Raw genomic sequence first — 18,202 nt, 5'->3', positions numbered from 1 at the left:
GCGTTTTAGTAAAATAAAACGCCTATTTTATATTTAGAGAAGTGATTGAACGTTATTTCAAAATAAACATCGGTGTGTTACTGATAGGATCACGATGAATGATGACATCCAAATCAAACACATCCTTAAGTAACTCTTCGGTCATGACCTCATCAGGTGTGCCTTGTGCCATTACGGCACCTTTTTTCATGACGATTAAGTAATCGCAATAGCGGCAGGCTTGGTTGAGATCATGCAACACCGTAATCACGGTTTTGCCATTTTGTTGCATTTGTCGCATCATGCCCATGAGTTCAGCTTGGCGGTTTAAATCCAGATAAGTAGTCGGCTCATCGAGTAGCACTAATTCGGCATCTTGCGCAAGAGTCATGGCTAAAAATACCCGTTGTTGCTGACCACCAGATAAATCAGAAACTAACTGTTCAGCAAGTTCGGCAGTTTGCGTTTGTGCCATCGCCCAAGTCACCAATTCTTCATCTTTTTGGCTGAGTTTACCCCAGAGGTTTAAGTAAGGCGAACGCCCGTAAGCGATCAATTCGCGTACTTTAATCCCTTCAGGTACCAAGTGTTGCTGCGGGAGAAAAGCCAATTCTTGGGCATATTCTTTAGGGCTTTTTTGCCAAATATCCTGACCTTTATGGGTGATTGAGCCTTGCTTCGGTTTAAGCAAGCGAGCCACCGCTTTTAATGTGGTGGACTTACAGCAACCATTTGGGCCGATTAACGCAATCACTTTATTTTTCGGGAATTTTAGCGACAGATTTTTAACCACGAGTTTATCTTGATAACCTAAAGATAAATTATTGATTTCAATGCTCATTATTTAGTTCTCATCAATAAATAGAAGAAATATGGCGCACCGATAATCGCGGTCAGAATACCCGCGGGTAGTTCAGTTGGAGGGTCAATCACCCGCGCCAAAATATCCGAAAGTTGTAATAAGAGGGCGCCAATAATCAAGGCTGCCGGTAATAGGGTACGATGTCTGCCGCCGACTAAACGACGGGCAAGATGCGGCGCAACTAAGCCTAAAAAGGCAATCGGACCACAAATTGCCACGGCTGTAGTGGAAAGGGCCACCGCTAGCACTAAAACGCTGATTTGTACTTTATTTACGGTCACGCCCAAGGTAGAGGCTTTGTTTTCACCTAAACCAAGGGTGTCGAGATCACGACAGAAAATAAATGGCAAGGGCAGTAATACGATTAACCATGGCAATACCACATTCAAATAAGACCAGCTACGCCCCCACAGGCTTCCTGTGAGCCATAACATCGCCGTGTTGATCTCGACTGGATTGGTAAGCATCAGATAATGACTAATGGCTGCCCACAATGCGGAAAGTGCGACCCCAATGATTGCCATTTTGATAGGGCGGAAGTTAAAACCGCACACGACCCATAAAATGACAAAAGAGAGCACACCACCTAAAAAGGCAAAAATTGGCATCCAGTAAAATGCCAAGTTTGGCAAGAACATCAATACTGAAACAGCAACCAACCCAGCCGCGTTGTTAATCCCTAAAATGTCGGGAGAGGCAAGTGGATTGCGCACCACGCTTTGCACTAACACACCAGAAATTGCTAAGGCTCCGCCTAATAAAATCGCTAATACTGCACGGGGTAGGCGATATTCCATCAAGGTAAAATAGTTTTTATCGTCAGGCTGAAAGGCCGCCCAAATTTCCTCAAAAGAAAGCGTATAAGTGCCAAGGCGAATACTCAATCCAAAGAGTAGTACCATCATACTGAGCGTGATGACATAAAAGCCGATAGCGCGGAAAGATACATGAGAGGTTCGCATTAGTGTCTTCCTCTGGCAAATAATACAAAGACTGGGGCACCGATTAAGGCAAGCACCGCACCAGCAGGCACTTCGCTAGGAAAGTTGACCGCGCGGGCAATGGTATCTGCAGCGAGCATTAAAATTGCGCCGAGTAACATCGCCATAGGGAGCGATTTTCGCAAGTCATAGCCAATCCAATAGCGGGCAAGGTGGGGCACGAGTAAGCCAATAAAGGCCACAGGGCCAGCAACACTCACGCTTGAGCCCACAATCAATAACGCCATGATGTTAGCGTACCAACGTAAACGGAAGAGATTGATGCCTAGTGAACGAGCGGACTCATCGCTTAAATTGAGTAAATTCAAACGACTAGCAAAGAATAGACAGAAAAGTGCGGTCAAAATAAAGAACGGAAATAACGTCAATAATTCATTCCAACGGGCATGTGCAATGCCACCAGCTAGCCAACTCATAATACCGAAGGCATGATCTTCCGCAATAATGAGCACCAATTTTGTGAGCGCTGCACACAGTAGTGATACAGCAATCCCCGCTAAAATCACCCGGCTGCGATCCCCACTGTTGTCTTTCCATCCGTTGCTGATCAGCATCACCACAAACCAACTCAGACCGCCACCGATACTAGCCACTAAAGCAATGCTATAACCAGAAAGAATCAAAGGGCTAAAAGCACTGGCGGTCACCATCGCAAGACTAGCTCCTGAGTTCACGCTGAGTAGCGTAGGTGAAGCAAGCGGGTTGCGCGTAATGGTTTGTAACAACGCCCCCGCCACCGCAAGATTGGCACCTAAAATCATGCCAACTAATGCGCGCGGCAGGCGTAAATCGGTTACGGTAATTTTGGCAATTTCATCGCCATCGGGGAGGAACGCTTGTAACGCTGCAAGCGGTCGAATTTCGATGGGATAATACAAAAACAGGCTTCCCCATAATAGGAAAGCCAGAATGATAAGGGGAAGTCCCCAACGGAAAGCAGACTTCATCATTATTTTTGTTTCACGAAACCTTCAATTTGTTTTGCCATAATTTTGCTCGCTTCTAAGCCGCGACCTCGCGCCCACATGTCGGAGTCAACGCTGTAAACATGGTTTGCTTTTACGGCAGGAATGGCTTTCCAAAGTGGCTCGGCTTCCCATTTGCGCGCAATACTTTCATCACGGTAATGGGCGATGAACAAGTATTCCGGTTTTTCCATTACTAATTGTTCAAGGTTGATTTCCACGAAAGCCTGATCGCTATTGAGTTTGGTTGGAGCAAAACCTAATGTCGTTAAGAAACTACCCACATAGCCATTGTCATTTTGGATATTAAATTTATCTTCTCGGGAAGTACCAAATGAGGCTTTTTTGCCTTGTACACCTAGATTTTTTGCAATGTTGGCAATGTAATCATTATGTTCATTGATCTTCGCTTTCATTTCAGCGCTTTTACCCACTAAATCACCAATTTTTTGTGCTGTTTCAAGATTTCCTTGATAGCTCTCATGACGGGAATCGAACATCACTGTTGGTGCGATTTTTTTCAATTCTTCAAACACCGCTGTGTGACGGGAAGGATCGGCAATAATTAAATCGGGTTTGAGAGAAGCAATCACTTCAAGACTCGGTTGAGAACGCGTGCCAACGGATTGCCATGCAGCAATTTTTTCGCGCACTTGCGGCAAAATACGATCGATTTTGTTATCGTCAGCCACACCCACTGGGCTTACACCGACTTGGGCTAAAGCATCCACAAAAGAATATTCCAATGCCACAACACGGCTTGGGGTTTTATCAAGGGTAAATTCACCTTTCGCATCTTTAACCGTCACGGCGCTAGCAAATGCGGATACCATTAATAATGCAGAAGCTAAAGTGGTTTTGAATAATTTTTTCATGTTATGTCCTCAATAATAAAAAGCATTTGGATTATACACTCAAACAATGTTATTGAGAATAGTTGTATTTTAGCTATTTGGTCGGATTTCTCTATTTTGCCCGCATTCTAGCAAGCAAGCTGACAGCGATAATGATGACTAATGAACCAATCCAGAAATTTAGGCTTGGTACGTTATCCCAGAAGAGCCAGTCACAGATGCTGGAGAAAATTACGCCAGTAAAAGCAAAAGGCGTAATGACATTGGCAGAGGCGTATTTAAAGGCACGAGTGAGTAATAATTGGAAAATAAGACCGAATCCACCCACTAAAAGCAGTAATGCAAATTCATGTAATGTTGGCATTTTCCACTGTGCAATGAAAAAGAGCGGTAACAAAATCGAGCCTAATAAGTGAAAGTAAAACACGATATTTTTAGGTGAATTGTGTTTATTGAGTTCTTGTAAACTGATAAACGCCATCGCAGCCAAGACGGCAGCACCTAACGCATAGCCTACATGGATAGGGTTGATATTCATTGAACCGTTGGTCAGCATAATGATGGATACACCGATAAACCCCATAAAACTGCAAGCTAATACTTTTAATGGCGTTCTGACTTTAAAGAAAAACAGCAATAGAGGCACAAAAAGTGCGGACGTATTCATCAATAAAATCGCAATAGAAATCGGCAAATATTTAATGGCGTAGAAGGTTAGCAACATACTGGCAATGCCGGCGAGGTTGCGCAAAACGAGAAATTTCCATTGCGACATATCGACTTTGAAATCTCCATCTTTAATTAAAAAGGGGAGGAGAAACACAAAACCAATAAAGAAACGGGAAAATAAAATTTCACTGGACGGTAATTCATCAGAGGCGTATTTTACAAATACACCCATTAAGGCAATGCTGATGTAAGCTAACACCATACAAACAACAGCTTTTTGATAATTGTTGCGGAGATGTATGTTTGGCATAAAGGTTCCTTGCACAAAGTGCGGTAAAAAATTGCCTTATTTTGTAAGAAAATGGGCTTGTCTTCGTCTAATGAAATGTAAGCTGAAGATTTTTCTATAATAAGGAAAGAAAATGAAATATACAAAAACATTTCTCATATTGACCGCACTTTTTGGCGGTTTGCAAAGTAGTTTAACGTATGCTGATAATCCAACCTCATCAAAGGAGCAAAAAATGACAATGGAAAGCAAACAAGAACAACGAATTATTTATCTTGCTGGTGGTTGTTTTTGGGGACTAGAAGCTTATATGGAACGCATTCAGGGCGTGACTGATGCCGTTTCGGGCTATGCCAATGGAAAAGGTGATACCACTAACTACCAATTATTGCACGCGACAGATCATGCTGAAACCGTGAAAGTCACTTACGATCCAAATAAAATTTCGTTAGATAAATTGTTGCAATATTATTTCCGTGTTATCGATCCAACCAGTATCAATAAGCAAGGCAATGATCGTGGCAGACAATATCGCACCGGCATTTACTATCAAAATGAACAAGATAAAGCGGTTATTGAGGCAGCATTGAAAACTTTACAAAGTAAATATCAAGAACCGATTCAAATTGAAGCGGAACCGCTGAAAAATTATGTGGAGGCGGAAGAGTATCATCAGGATTATCTCAAGAAAAATCCGAATGGCTATTGCCATATCGACATCAAAAAAGCCGATGAGCCATTAATTGATGATAAAAAATACCCAAAACCAAGTGATGCAGAATTAAAGCAAAAATTGACCGCGCTTCAATATGATGTGACACAAGGTAAACATACTGAACGCTCTTTTAGTAACGAATATTGGGATAATTTCGCGCCGGGTATTTATGTGGATATCACCACGGGAGAGCCGTTGTTTTCTTCCAAAGATAAGTTTGAATCCGGTTGTGGTTGGCCAAGTTTTACTAAACCGATTGCCGCTGAAGTGGCGGAGTATCAAAGAGATAATAGCTTTAATATGACTCGTATTGAGGTGTTAAGTCGCAGTGGTCATGCCCATTTAGGCCATGTGTTTGATGATGGTCCGCGTGATAAAGGCGGCTTGCGTTACTGCATCAACAGCGCATCGATTAAGTTTATTCCATTAGATGAAATGGAAAAACAAGGCTATGGCGATTTGATTCCCTTTGTGAAATAAGAGGAAAAAATGAAAAAAATATTGACCGCACTTTTATTATTTTTGAGTCCATTGAGTTTTGCACAAGAGAAGGTGTCTTTGGCGGATATCTCCTTGAAAACGTTGGATAATCAAACCGTCACCTTATCACAATATCAAGGCAAACCGCTTTATATCAAAATGTGGGCATCTTGGTGTCCAATTTGCTTGGCTGGTTTAGCGGAAATTGACGATCTCAGTGCAGAAAAAAATCTTAATTTTAATGTGATTACGATTGCCTCACCCGGACAAAAGAACGAACAAAACAGCCAAAAATTTATCAATTGGTATAAAGGTTTGGATTACAAAAATATCACGGTATTATTGGATGAAAATGGTGAAATCATTAAACGAGCTAATGTATTAGGCTATCCGTTTAATTTGCTGTTGGATAAGGATTTAAATCTTATCAAAGAACAACCAGGGCATCTCAATTCAGATCAAATAAAACAATTTGTGAAGGAATAAAAAAGTGCGGTCATTTTGGACCGCACTTTTTATATTGGCTTGATTATGCAAATGCTTGTAATTCAGGATTGATTGGGGTTTCAGCGATGTTATTCACATAGTTACATAATGTGGCGAGGCTGACACCTAAAATCACATCAATAGCATTTTCTTGAGTATAACCTGCATCAAAGAATGCTTTAAGTTGTGCTTCGGTTAATTTTGCTTTTTGCAAAATAACAGCAAGGGTGAAACGCGCTAAAGTATCGAGTTTTTTATCACTTTCAATACGAGCTGTTGCACGAATTTGGTTTACAAGCTCTTCTTCAAGTTTTAACACTTTTAAAGCAATTTTCGTGTGGCCTGCTACACAGAAACCACAACCGTTAACTACGGCAGCGGTAATTTGCACCACTTCGCGTTCTGTTGCTGTTAAGCTGTTACGACCATTAATACCGCCTACTGTGCGATAAGTTTCAAGTGCAGTAGGGGCATTCGCAAGAACACCAATTAAATTTGGAATAAAACCATTTGCATTTTGTACGGCTTTTAAGGCTTCTTGTGCCGCTTCAGGGGCTGATTCAATGGTGTGGATTTTAAATTGAGACATAAACTACTCCTAAGGGATAAATCATAAATTTCCATTTGATAATACCTTTCTAACTTAAGTAAGAAAAAGAAGAAAAGCTTATTTCATATAGCTAAAAGTTATGATTATTTTGGCGTTGCTATGCTAAATGCGTTTTAACGACAGACAGTAATCTCTCCAACTCTTTTTTGCCTTTTTCGGAAAGGACTTTGTTGTCGCACAACATTTGGGTGGCACGAGCTTCAATAAAGCGAAGGTAATCACTGTTTTGGGTTTCTTGGAATTGCTTTTCGGCTAATTGCATTTCGGTGAAGTCTTTATTGGTTTGAGCAATCAGCATTTTTTGACCGATTAACACAATCAGTGCCGCAATTAAGGCGATGACGGCACCATACCCATTAGTGGGGTAATAAAGAATGCCCGCCAGAATAAAAAGTGCGGTCACTAAATTGGATGAATTTTTAATATAGCCTTCAGCGGGTGGTGGCTTAATGAGATCTTTCCAGTTCATAGGATTTATATGTCATGCTAAAAAATTTGCCTTCCCTCAAGAGAAAGAGGGAAGGCAATACCATAATATATTATGCTAACACACCAAAATGATAGCCTAAAATACCCACGCCGAATAAGGCGAAGATGATGTACATGGCGTTGATTTTTTTACGTAATAAATACATACATAAGAAGGTTAAACCTAACGCTGCAAGGCCTGGGAGAAGGTCATTTAACACGCTTTGCACAGTGGTAACCACTTCTTCGCCCATTTGGTTTTTATAGCGGGAAAGTTCTAATGGAATGTTGATACTCGTCCATTTCGATACCAGAGAGCCCATGACAAAGAGACCGAGGATAGATGCCCCCTGCGTCAATTTTTGTAAGCGACCGCCACCCATATCGTTAACGATTGTGGTACCTTTTTCATAGCCGTATTTGAAACCATACCAACGAGTTACTGCACGGCAAAGGTTGATACCGATGAAGAAAAGCAATGGCCCTAAAAGGCTACCAGTAATGGCTAAACCTGCACCAAGTGCGGCCAATACAGGACGTAATGTTCCCCAGAAAATTGGGTCACCCACACCGGCTAATGGGCCCATTAAACCGACTTTCACCCCGCTGATTGCTGAGTCATCAATATCGTTACCGTTCGCGCGTTCTTGTTCCATCGCGGCGGTTACACCGATGATAGATGAGGCTACCCAGGGTTGGGTGTTGAAGAACTCTAAGTGACGTTTTAATGCGGCTGCTTGATCTTCTTTTTTGCTGTAAAGACGTTTAATGGCTGGGATCATCGATACACAGAAACCCATTGCTTGCATACGTTCAAAGTTGAAGGAACCTAGCAAGAAAGTTGAACGCCAGTAAGTGCTACGAATATCGCCTTTTGTTAATGATTTTTTAGTTTGTTCAGTCATAATTTCTTCCTTATAGTCCTTCAAGTTCATCATCAGCTAATTCACGTTTTGCAACTGCTTGTGGTGCAGTAGATTGATGAAAACGTGGGTTCAATTGAATATAAATCATCGCTAAGCATGTGCCTAAAATACCGAGACCGACAAGGTTGTAATTGGTGAAAGAGGCGATTACAAAGCCTAGGAAGAAGAATGGCATTAATGCGCCTGCACGCATCATATTGATGACCATCGCATAACCTACGACCACGATAAAACCACCGGCGATTTGTAAACCGCGAGTGACCACTTCTGGAATCGCATTCAATGCTTCGGTCACCGTATCCGTACCTGCTACTAACGCAACGAAGAAGGTTGGAATTGCCACACGTAACGCTTGTAATGCAAGACCGCTGAAGTGACAGAATTCAATGCCGCGGAAGTTCGCTTTTGCGGCAAAATCATCGGCTTTGTGTTGAAGGAAGATAGTTAAAGTACGAACAAAGATGGTTAATACTTGACCTGCTGCCGCTACCGGAATTGCAATCGCTAATGCGCTCCCTTTATCTTGGCCACCTTTGATGACGAGGATCGTTGCAATCACACTGGCTAATGCCGCATCCGGTGCCATTGCCGCACCCACGTTCATCCAGCCTAATGCCACTAATTCAAGGGTACCACCGACAATAATACCGGTTTCTAAATCACCTAATACTAAGCCGATTAGGGTACAAGCAACTAAAGGACGATGGGTTTGACGTTCGTCCAATACACTCCCCATACCGCAAATGGCGGCAACGAGCGTGACTAAAATAATTTCCATTGTTGTCATAATGAATTGTCCTCGTAATTAAAATTGAATCGCATCAAGCTCTTTGTGTGTGAGCATTGATTTCGGGCTGCTCGCCACTTGTTGTAAGCTTAATTCCACGCCTTTATCTAAAAGCTGTTTAAATGCCGCTACATCTGTTGGGTTGACGGCAACGGCTTGAGAAATAAGTTTATCGCCTTCGCGATAGGTCATACCGCCCACATTGACCTTATCAATTTTCACGCCACCCTCGATTAAACGCAGGATGTCTGTTGGGTTGGTTACCAACCAAAGAATGTTTTTACCTGCATATTTCGGGTTGTGATACACCTTAATGGCTTTTTCTACTGGAATCACATAAGCTTTTAAATGTTCAGGTGCGATTTGAAGTAATAAATCACGACGAAGCGCATCATTTGCCACATCATCATTTACCGCAAAAATGGCTTCGCATTTCACTGCTTTCGCCCAAGAGGTTGCCACTTGACCATGAATTAAACGGCTATCAATACGCAATAAGGAAATGTTCATATTGCCAGAAAGTGCGGTTGGATTTTGAGCGTTTTTTGGTGCTTCAGATGGTTTAGCTGCTGGCGTTGGAGCAGGCTTGCTTTCTTTAGGTTGACGGAAGGATTTTACGGCAGCGACCCCGACTTCTTTCGCGGTTTCTACCAATTCATCTAAGCTGGCGCCATCTTTGGCATCAAGCACTTCTAGCAACATCGGTAGATTAATGCCGGTGACGATATCGGTATTATCCCTTTCACTGGCGACTCGGCTTGCTGCGTTATAAGGGCTACCACCAAATAAATCGACCAAAAAGAGCACCGGTTCATTTTCAGGCAGCGTGGCAATAATCGCATTATATTTCTCGATTAAATGCTCACCGCCTTCACCCGGTAAGAAAGTCACGACATGGCAGTTTTCATCTTCGCCATACACCATAGCGGCGGAATTGACGATTTCTTCAGAAAACTTACCGTGCGTTGCAACGATAATGTGGGTCATGGATATTCCTCCCATTGAGTTGATAAAATCAGTCTATTTTGCTTTCAATACGCATTACGCAAACGATTGCTCCGAATGGAGTTTAGTGTATGGATTTGAAGATTACCGTCAAATAAAGAATAGTCAAATAGTGATCGAGATCAAATAAACAGGTAAGATGACTTACAACTTTTGAGGTATTTATGAATGAAATGCAAAGTACGGTAGATTTTTTGATTATTTTTTCGGAACGGAAAGCATTTCGCGACAAGACAAATAGGAAAAGGTTAAAATAAGCCAAATTTTCTGTTGGGAGTTTCGATGTTTTTTGTTTATCTCATTATCGCCTTAGCGGCAGGTGTCGCACTCGCGACGCAATCAGCCATTAATACGCAGTTGGCGAAAGCCATGAGTGGCGAAGCGGTGATTGCTACCTTCATTTCTTTTGCGGTAGGCACGATTTTTCTCTTTTTTATCGCATTGGCTAAAACTGATTTATGGGGTAATCTATCCACAATTCCATCACAACCTTGGTGGAAATTAATTGGAGGGATACTTGGTGCAGTTGTCGTGTTCACAACGGTTTTGCTTGCACCTAAGCTAGGCATTACCGCGATGTTATTTTTTATCATCGTCGGACAATTAATTACTGCAGCCACTATTGATCATTTCGGTCTTATCGGTATGCCGATTCGAGAAGTCAATATCACGAAATTTATCGGCTTAATTATTGTCGCCTTTGGATTGGTATTTTATTTCTTTGGAGATAAGTTGATTGAGCTATTTGGGGCGAGATAAGATAGAATACGCCTCTGTTCATTTATTTATCGCGTAATTGGGGAAACTATGCGAAAGCGTTGCCTGTGGGCTTTGATTATTTTGTTGCTGTTGATCGTAGTAAGCGTTGGCTTAGTGCGCGTTTTTGCGACCCCGAAACGTGTGGAACAACTTGCAAATCATTTTTTAGCACCGCATTATCACATTGAATTAGCGGATGACTGGCAATGGAAAGCGACAGGTTTAACGCTACCTGAGCTAAAAGTGAAAACAGACCAATGTACCCTCGTAAACCTCAATGATGCGCAACTCACTTGGTGGAATACGCGTAGTCTTGATATTGAAAAGGTTAGCTTGAATTATGATTGTTTAACTCATTTGCCAAGCGATAACGCTGAAAAAACACCGCCAAATTTAACCGCACTTTGGGCGGCATTACCTATTTCTGATGTCAAAGTTAAACACGTTCAATTAACGAATACCAACGCGCTGAAACAAGCCGCGTTGCAGTCTTTTTTATCAGCTGATTGGGCATTAGATGCCAACTATAACGGCAGCCAGTTAGCCCTTGAGGCTCAAGCCAATAATGACGGGCTTGAGCTACATCACCAATCCTCGGTTACGCCACGAGATGGAATCTTCCAATGGACGGGTAATACTGATATTAAACAAGCGGGTGATAAAACCTATGATCTTCAGTTCACTGCAAATTTTGAGCCCGATCTTTCTCAACTTCCTCAACAAGGAAATGTTTTATTCAATTGGAATAACCCAGAACTTGCTGTAACAAAAGGCGAGGCAAAAGTGTCGTGGCAAGGTGCGGATGGTCAGTTAAATGTTCAAGATTTAACGGCAAATTCGCCGTTGTTGGATGTGCCTTTCGTGTTCACCAAAGACGGTTTGGATATTTCATGGGGGAAATTTTATTGGACCTTCGACAGATATCAACCGATTAAAGGTTTCCTTGGGTTATCTATTCACCGTGCGGCTGAAGGCTTATTGCCGTTAAGCATTGATATGAACGTGATAGTGCAAACCTTTGGTGAAATGGGCAAAGGGGAGATCGTGATTTCAGGAAAGAACGGTGAAATCGGTGGTGGCGATGACAATAACGAATTAGATTTTGAGCTGAAAACTCGCGGGGATTTACGTTATAACGCTACCGTGGCACTCACCAATTTAACTTATCATCTAGGTGGGATTTTTACGCATCCAGTGGTGTATTTTTATCCTGGGTCGGTCTTTAAAATGGATACTGTACAACCCGATACCAAATTACATGTTCGTTTACCGTTAGATGACATTATTATCGGTCGTTACGGCTTAGAAGGGCGTTTGCAAGCAACGTTGAATGGCACAACCCCGCAGTTTGAAAATCTCAATTTAAAATTAGACGGAAACGCCCACGAGTTTATTGCCGGTATTAAAACCGTGTTTGACTTCCGAGATGAAGAACATAAGTTACAGTCGGTGGAAAAACAAGCGACAAACCGTTGGGATTGGATTATCAATGGAAGTGCAAACTGGAAATCCTTAAATACGCCAGTCAAAATGGAAGGTAAAGGATTTTGGGAAGCCGATCATATTGAATTAAATCAACTTTCTGCTCATTCCAAAGAAGTCAAAATGAAAGAGGTAAAAATGGCGCCACTTTCATTGGAACTTAAAGATCGACTCCGCTGGGATTATGAAGAAGAACATATTCGAGGCTTGTTACAAGCGAAAACTGATTGGATTGAACTGGCTTATGGAGGTCGTTTTGTTTCGCCTGTTTTTGGCTTAGGCATTGATGGTAAGAGTATCAGTAACTTCAATTTTGCAGGTGATTTAAAGGCGGGTTCGCTTGGACCTTTAGATGTTTTGGGTGTATATCAGAATAGTGCACTTTCAGGTGAAATCAGTTGGAAAGAACAATCCGCAAAAGTATTCCAATCACTCTTCCCACAAAAATGGAACTGGTTAATCCATGAAGGGAGCATCAAAGGACAGAGCAAATTCGTGATTAATACCAATGGCGTGAAAATGGGCGGAGAGCTGAACCTAAAAAACGGTAAAATCACCATGCCAGATGGTGAAGTGTATGGCTTGAATATTCGCTTCCCAATGAATTATGAAAACGAGGCATTACAAGTGGCCTCAGGTAAGCCAATTCATATTTCGACTAAAAATATTCGTTATGGCGCGCTTTCTGTTGCAAATGGGGAATTAGATTTATTCGGTCGTTATCCGAATACCATGAAAAATCCACTTATCTTAAAAAATGTGAAACTTTCCTTATTTGATGGTGAATTGACGGTACCTCAGCTCACTTTCCCACAAAGTAAAATGGCGACACTTTCTTTTACCAATATCGATTTAGCCCAAGTGTTAGCCTTAGCACAATATAATCAAGTAACCTTAACCGGCCGCGCGAATGCGACCCTGCCATTTTGGCTTGGACATAAGGAATGTTTGATTTGTAATGGCACATTGGAACAAGTGGGAAATGTGTCCATCAAATTAACGGATGAAATGGTGAAAGGGCTGAAAAAAGGCGGTTGGACAGAGAATATTTTGGTGGATTTATTAAAAGAAATGGAACTGCAAAATTCCCATGCGGCAGTGACGCTCGATCCGAAAGGACAAATGACGTTGCGTGCAAGTATTAGCGGGTTTAATCCAACCAAGCGAACCCATAATCCGATAACGTTAAATTATACGCACCAAGAAAATATGTTTGAATTGTGGAATATGATTGACTACGGCTCGCAATTTGAACAAAATCTGCAATATAAACTTTATAAGCAATTAGACAAAGACAAATGATAAAACACCTTAAATTTCAACCGCACTTTTTTATTTTTGCGGCTATGTTTACACTCGCGGCTTGTACGCCGACCATTCAATTGGATACACCAAAGGAAGGCATCACCATTAATATGAATGTGGTGGTGGACCATAATATTAAAGTGGAAATGGATGAGAAATCTCAGAAAGCGGTGGGTGAAGTAGAGCCTGCGAAGAAATAATTGAATAAAAAAGACAATCTGAAAAGATTGTCTTTTTTGTATAAACTATAAAAATATTGCATATATAAATAATTAGAAGTGCTAGAATAAATATCATATAAATATCAATTTATTTATGTCTTATGTCTAAAGAAATTTATCTTCCTCGAGTTTTACATGATACTGATGGCAAAGAATTTAATGAATCTGAATTGCTTTCATTTAAGAATAAAGTGATTATTGTTCTAGCTGAGCCAGGAGCGGGTAAAAGTTGTTTATTGGATAGCTTGTCAGAGCAATTAGAAATCAAAAAAAGTATTGCCAATATATTTATTCATTCGAATCCACAGCAATGTTCTTCGCTTGCTATTGATGGTTTTGATGAGTTAGTAAAAATTGGTCCATCAACGGTAACACAAGCACTAATAATGGCCTGCAATACTTCGGCTAAAAGGATCATTTTATCTAGTCGTTCTAGTGAATGGTATGAGGGTTATACACAACAGTGTAGAAATATTTTTAGTGAAGAGCCTTTGTTAGTTTATTTGAAACAATTTAATGAACAAGAACAAAAAGCACTATTTTTATACCATTATCCAGGTCAAAATGTAGAAAAATTTTTAGAGGATGCAGCTAGTATTGAGTTAAGCCCTCTATTATCTAATCCTTTATTTCTGAAATTATTTTCAAAATCCTATGTGGAAAATAATCAATGTTTTGAAAATCGTCATTCTGCTTTTAAGTTGACTATTGAAGGATTAGCAAAAGAAAATAATAGTGGTTATTCTTATGATAGAAATATATTACCAGCATCTAAAAAAATTGAATTAGTAGAAGATGTTTTTACTAAACTGATGCTATCAGGTTCAGAAGGTGTGAGTTTAAGTGATTCTGCATCTAATCGTTTCTACCCGCATATAGTTACTTTAAATTCAGATAAAAATATTAATCAAATTTTATCTACACAATTTTTTCTTCCTAGTGATGGAATAGAACAACACAGGCCTGTTCATAGGATTGTTGCAGAATATTGCGCAGGTAATTATCTTGCTAAAAGATTAATCTCAATAGACAATCCATTATCACTGCTCAAAATCTTATCTATTATTGCTCCGAATAATATTGTACGTGATGAATTACGCGGTTTGTTCGCTTGGATGGCTGTATTGTCAGAAAATCAACGCATTCAGGAAGAGCTAATTGATTTAGATCCTTATGCTATTTTATCGAATGGAGACCCTGCTTTATTATTACCTTGCTCAAAGAAAAAACTACTATCCAAATTAAAAGTTTTAAATCAAGAAGATCCTTATTTTCGCCGTAGCGATAGATGGCGAAGTTTCAGTATCTCTGGATTTTTCACAGATGAATTGCTCGATGAACTGAAAAGTTTGTTATCTCCAGATAATTCTGATGGGGATTTACAAGGACTGCTGTTAGAGCTATTAATAGATTCTCCAATAGTTTCAAAACTAACTAATGAACTAAAAAGCATTGTTTGTAACATTAGCGTTGAATCTAGATATGAATATAACCGAAGATTGGCAGGAAAGTGTTTAGCAAAAATTAAAGACTCTAATTACCGAGAGATTTGGGAATATCTAATTGAAGCTAGAGATAATACCTCACTTGCTATCGTAGCGGATATGATGACCAAATCTAATACTGAATTTGAAATAGATGATTATATTAAATTTTTAAAAATTTGCTCCGAGTTATATCCTACAGATTATCGTATTGAAAGAGTTATTGGTGAACGTTTCTTTATTAAGCGATTTATTCAAAAATTGAGTTTTGCTCTAGTTATACCATTATTAAATGAGTTATCTGCTAATTTATCTTGTTCTTGTCAAAAAAAATATGATTGCCAGTGCAGAGTTGGTATTAGCAAGATTATTAGTATGTTATTAGATCGCTATTTTGAACTAGTTCAAGAACCTTGGGAGCCTGAAAAAATTTGGGAGTGGACTAAAAATCTATATTTTCAGAATGCTGCAACAAAAAAAGAAAGTTTATCGGTAAAAATTTTATCTGAAAATGATGAATTAAGACAGAATATTATTAGAATTGCATTTAAAAATATATTTGATAATAAATCTATTCATGAAACTAAATTTTATATATTTGAAAAAGGCCATTCCGGCTTAAATTTCCAATCGCAAGATTACAAATACATTGTTGATTTAGCCTTTGATACTGATGATGTTGAATTATGGTCGTACTTTATGGCTAGACATAATTTCTATGGCCATAATGGACCTAATCAATTGCGTCAATACATGCGCATGCAAGCATTGAAAAAATATGAGTTCTTGCGTACTTGGTACAGAACGAATATAGAAGATAAAAATAATTACAAACGCAATGTTTTAAGATGTAGACGTAAGAGAAGATATCGAGAAGATAATAAAAGACAAAAAAATATTCATTATAAAAATATTCAATTTATTCAAGAAAATAGACAATTAATAGAAAGCGGAAAACACTGGAAATCTCTTTTACATTTTTCTCAAACTCTTTTATTCGAACCTAATAAAATTGTAGAAAAATTTGGAGATGAGCAACTGGTTAGGAATGCTCTCTATAACTGTTTAGATTATATACAGCCGAATATCCCAAGTTTATCTAAATTAGCAGAATTACAATGTCAATCTAAATCTTTAAACCTTGAGTTCATTTTATATGCCGCGTGTTTAGAGATTTTAAAACGAGATGGGGCATTAAATTCTGTATCAGCTGAAATATTAACAGCTTTACGTACTAATTTATCTACTTATTGGCTAGGTGTTAATTCTGATGATAGAGATCGACTAAAACAAGAAGTGGATAGATGTCTATTCTCTAATCCTGCCGATGCAGAAAATTTTCTACGCAAGTATATTGAGCCACAATTGGCTTGCATGGAGTGTAAAAGTTCACAAGTAAATTGGCTGGCAGATGATGAAACATTTAAATTTTTGCAAACCACTCTTCCTTTAGAGTGGTTGGAAGATTTTCCTGATATGAATTTTTCAGCACAAAAGGAATTATTAAAGTTAGCTATTCAGTTTGGTGATCGCGAAAAACTTAAAGAGATCGTGCAGCAATACTGTGAAAACTTACTCAATATAAATCCTACCTTAGAAGAGGAAGATATTAAATCTAAAAGAAATTTTTGGTTTGCTCACGCTTTTTATCTATTAGATGAAAATTATGAGATTTTTTGGCAAGAGTTAATTAAGGATGTTAATAGTATCTTTATTTTAGAAGAGCATTTTGGCAGTTTTGGTGATTATACAAAATGGATAATGCTTTCGCCTGTCAAAATTGAATTAATTCTGAATGCTTTTATTGAAAAATGGGAAGAAGTGTATTTACCTACCTCTTATGGCTCGGATAGCCCAGATTCAGAAAAAGCTTATCGTTTTTTAAGTGAACTAATTGGTAAATTAGGAGATAGTTATCAAGATAATCCAATACCTGTTCTAGATCGCTTATTGAATAATAGTCAATATAGAAATTTTTATAATAGTTTAAAAAGTATTCGATTTAATTACTTACGTAAATTAGCAGTCCAAAATTTTCAAATGCCAACAGCGGATCAAGTGGCTAATTTTTTAGAGCAGAATGAAATAATTAGCGTTGAAAATTTACGCGCAGTTATATTGGAAGAATTACGAAATTATCAAAAAGATTTAGATGGACATGATATTACTACAAAATCAATCTTTTATCATGGAGAAATAAATATCCAGAATCGAGTTGATGAAAATACTGCAACACAGCGTATAGCAGAGCGTTTGAGATTACGACTTGAAAATCAGCAAGTTAATATTATGCGTGAAGGCTATATGAAAGATAATAATCGATGTGATCTTGTTTTTTCTAAGCTGATTAACGGTAAAACAAAAATTCTACCTGTTGAAGTAAAAGGACAATGGCATCTGAAACTTTATTCTGCATTCGATTCGCAGTTGGATCGTTTATATACTATTCACCCAAATGCCGATGGACAAGGTATTTATTTAGTATTGTGGTTTGGTGCAAATGAAAAGGTAGCTAATCGGAGAACTCATGGAATAAATAATGCCAAAGAACTATATTTTGATCTTCAAAAATACATGTCTGAAGAATTGAAAAAAAGGCTAGATGTTTTTGTTTTAGACTTATCAGTTGATTAAATAATATTCTAGGGTATTTCTTGAAAGGCGGTCACTGTAATTAATATCCTAGACGCTCTTTTTCATTTCAAAGTGCGGTCAGATTTCAAAGCGTTTTTATAAATCGTCTTCAAAATCTGACCGCTTGTAAGCAACCTATTTTTTGTAAAACCTCTGCTAATACATCTAATTTTACCGTATCCAAACCTGCTTCGTAACGGGCTTTTTGAAAAGCGCGTAAG

Annotated in this window: 15 protein-coding genes and 1 pseudogene; 6 read left to right on the top strand and 10 right to left on the bottom strand. The window is 39.1% G+C overall.

What is annotated here, in order from left to right; all coding sequences use genetic code 11:
• Nucleotides 1-52: 52 nt before the first annotated feature.
• From fecE to HMPREF2750_RS04485, 5 genes are all read right to left on the bottom strand, one after another.
• Nucleotides 53-820: a Fe(3+) dicitrate ABC transporter ATP-binding protein FecE gene (gene fecE / locus HMPREF2750_RS04505; protein WP_070582776.1), complete on the bottom strand. Its 768-nt coding sequence runs from the start codon at nucleotides 818-820 to the stop codon at nucleotides 53-55.
• A complete protein-coding gene (gene fecD, locus HMPREF2750_RS04500; RefSeq protein ID WP_070582774.1) occupies nucleotides 820-1,803 on the bottom strand; it encodes a Fe(3+) dicitrate ABC transporter permease subunit FecD in 984 nt (327 codons plus the stop codon). The genes fecE and fecD overlap by 1 nt, the downstream gene beginning before the upstream one ends.
• Entirely contained in the window at nucleotides 1,803-2,792 is a 990-nt protein-coding gene (gene fecC / locus HMPREF2750_RS04495) for an iron-dicitrate ABC transporter permease FecC (protein ID WP_007526232.1), read from the bottom strand. The genes fecD and fecC overlap by 1 nt, the downstream gene beginning before the upstream one ends.
• Nucleotides 2,792-3,682: a Fe(3+) dicitrate ABC transporter substrate-binding protein gene (locus tag HMPREF2750_RS04490; protein WP_070582772.1), complete on the bottom strand. Its 891-nt coding sequence runs from the start codon at nucleotides 3,680-3,682 to the stop codon at nucleotides 2,792-2,794. Before HMPREF2750_RS04490 ends, fecC begins: the two co-directional genes overlap by 1 nt.
• A 91-nt stretch (nucleotides 3,683-3,773) precedes the next feature.
• Nucleotides 3,774-4,640, bottom strand: a complete 867-nt coding sequence (locus HMPREF2750_RS04485; protein WP_070582770.1) for a DMT family transporter — start codon at nucleotides 4,638-4,640, stop codon at nucleotides 3,774-3,776.
• A gap of 112 nt (nucleotides 4,641-4,752) precedes the next feature.
• Here HMPREF2750_RS04485 and msrAB point away from each other — a divergent pair, with 112 nt between their 5' ends.
• Together msrAB and HMPREF2750_RS04475 are read left to right on the top strand one after the other, a co-directional pair.
• Nucleotides 4,753-5,814 carry a bifunctional peptide-methionine (S)-S-oxide reductase MsrA/peptide-methionine (R)-S-oxide reductase MsrB gene (msrAB, locus tag HMPREF2750_RS04480; RefSeq protein WP_070582769.1) on the top strand — a complete coding sequence of 354 codons (1,062 nt, stop codon included), beginning with the start codon at nucleotides 4,753-4,755 and terminating at the stop codon, nucleotides 5,812-5,814.
• A 9-nt stretch (nucleotides 5,815-5,823) separates the two neighbouring features.
• Nucleotides 5,824-6,300 (top strand): redoxin family protein, encoded by a 477-nt coding sequence (locus HMPREF2750_RS04475; protein WP_070582767.1) that lies wholly within the window; start codon nucleotides 5,824-5,826, stop codon nucleotides 6,298-6,300.
• A 43-nt stretch (nucleotides 6,301-6,343) separates the two neighbouring features.
• Here HMPREF2750_RS04475 and HMPREF2750_RS04470 read toward each other — a convergent pair whose 3' ends face one another.
• From HMPREF2750_RS04470 to HMPREF2750_RS04450, 5 genes and pseudogenes are all read right to left on the bottom strand, one after another.
• On the bottom strand, nucleotides 6,344-6,889 hold the full coding sequence (locus HMPREF2750_RS04470; protein WP_005695174.1) for a carboxymuconolactone decarboxylase family protein: 546 nt from the start codon (nucleotides 6,887-6,889) through the stop codon (nucleotides 6,344-6,346).
• Nucleotides 6,890-7,010: 121 nt separating this feature from the next.
• Nucleotides 7,011-7,379 (bottom strand): annotated as a pseudogene (locus tag HMPREF2750_RS04465) (hypothetical protein); the annotation flags it as partial.
• Nucleotides 7,380-7,449: 70 nt separating this feature from the next.
• Entirely contained in the window at nucleotides 7,450-8,283 is an 834-nt protein-coding gene (gene manZ, locus HMPREF2750_RS04460; RefSeq protein ID WP_049364739.1) for a PTS mannose transporter subunit IID, read from the bottom strand.
• 10 nt (nucleotides 8,284-8,293) lie between these two features.
• Nucleotides 8,294-9,091 carry a PTS mannose/fructose/sorbose transporter subunit IIC gene (locus HMPREF2750_RS04455; RefSeq protein ID WP_005695178.1) on the bottom strand — a complete coding sequence of 266 codons (798 nt, stop codon included), beginning with the start codon at nucleotides 9,089-9,091 and terminating at the stop codon, nucleotides 8,294-8,296.
• An 18-nt stretch (nucleotides 9,092-9,109) separates the two neighbouring features.
• Entirely contained in the window at nucleotides 9,110-10,078 is a 969-nt protein-coding gene (locus HMPREF2750_RS04450) for a mannose/fructose/sorbose PTS transporter subunit IIB (protein WP_070582763.1), read from the bottom strand.
• Nucleotides 10,079-10,378: 300 nt separating this feature from the next.
• Here HMPREF2750_RS04450 and HMPREF2750_RS04445 point away from each other — a divergent pair, with 300 nt between their 5' ends.
• The 4 genes from HMPREF2750_RS04445 to HMPREF2750_RS04430 all read left to right on the top strand — a co-directional run bounded on the left by HMPREF2750_RS04445 (nucleotide 10,379) and on the right by HMPREF2750_RS04430 (nucleotide 17,981).
• Nucleotides 10,379-10,855 carry a DMT family transporter gene (locus tag HMPREF2750_RS04445; protein ID WP_070582761.1) on the top strand — a complete coding sequence of 159 codons (477 nt, stop codon included), beginning with the start codon at nucleotides 10,379-10,381 and terminating at the stop codon, nucleotides 10,853-10,855.
• A gap of 48 nt (nucleotides 10,856-10,903) precedes the next feature.
• The gene (locus HMPREF2750_RS04440) at nucleotides 10,904-13,639 is read left to right on the top strand and encodes a YdbH family protein (protein WP_070582759.1); all 2,736 of its coding nucleotides are present in this window, start codon (nucleotides 10,904-10,906) and stop codon (nucleotides 13,637-13,639) included.
• Nucleotides 13,636-13,842 carry a YnbE family lipoprotein gene (locus HMPREF2750_RS04435; protein ID WP_070582758.1) on the top strand — a complete coding sequence of 69 codons (207 nt, stop codon included), beginning with the start codon at nucleotides 13,636-13,638 and terminating at the stop codon, nucleotides 13,840-13,842. Before HMPREF2750_RS04440 ends, HMPREF2750_RS04435 begins: the two co-directional genes overlap by 4 nt.
• Before the next feature lie 122 nt (nucleotides 13,843-13,964).
• Nucleotides 13,965-17,981, top strand: coding sequence for an NACHT domain-containing protein (locus HMPREF2750_RS04430; protein ID WP_070582756.1), 4,017 nt, complete (start codon nucleotides 13,965-13,967; stop codon nucleotides 17,979-17,981).
• Nucleotides 17,982-18,202: the final 221 nt, after the last annotated feature.

Origin of the sequence: Haemophilus sp. HMSC066D02 (assembly GCF_001810545.1) — a bacterium.
Taxonomy (GTDB): domain Bacteria; phylum Pseudomonadota; class Gammaproteobacteria; order Enterobacterales; family Pasteurellaceae; genus Haemophilus_D.
This window is presented reverse-complemented; position numbering and strand designations above follow the sequence as displayed.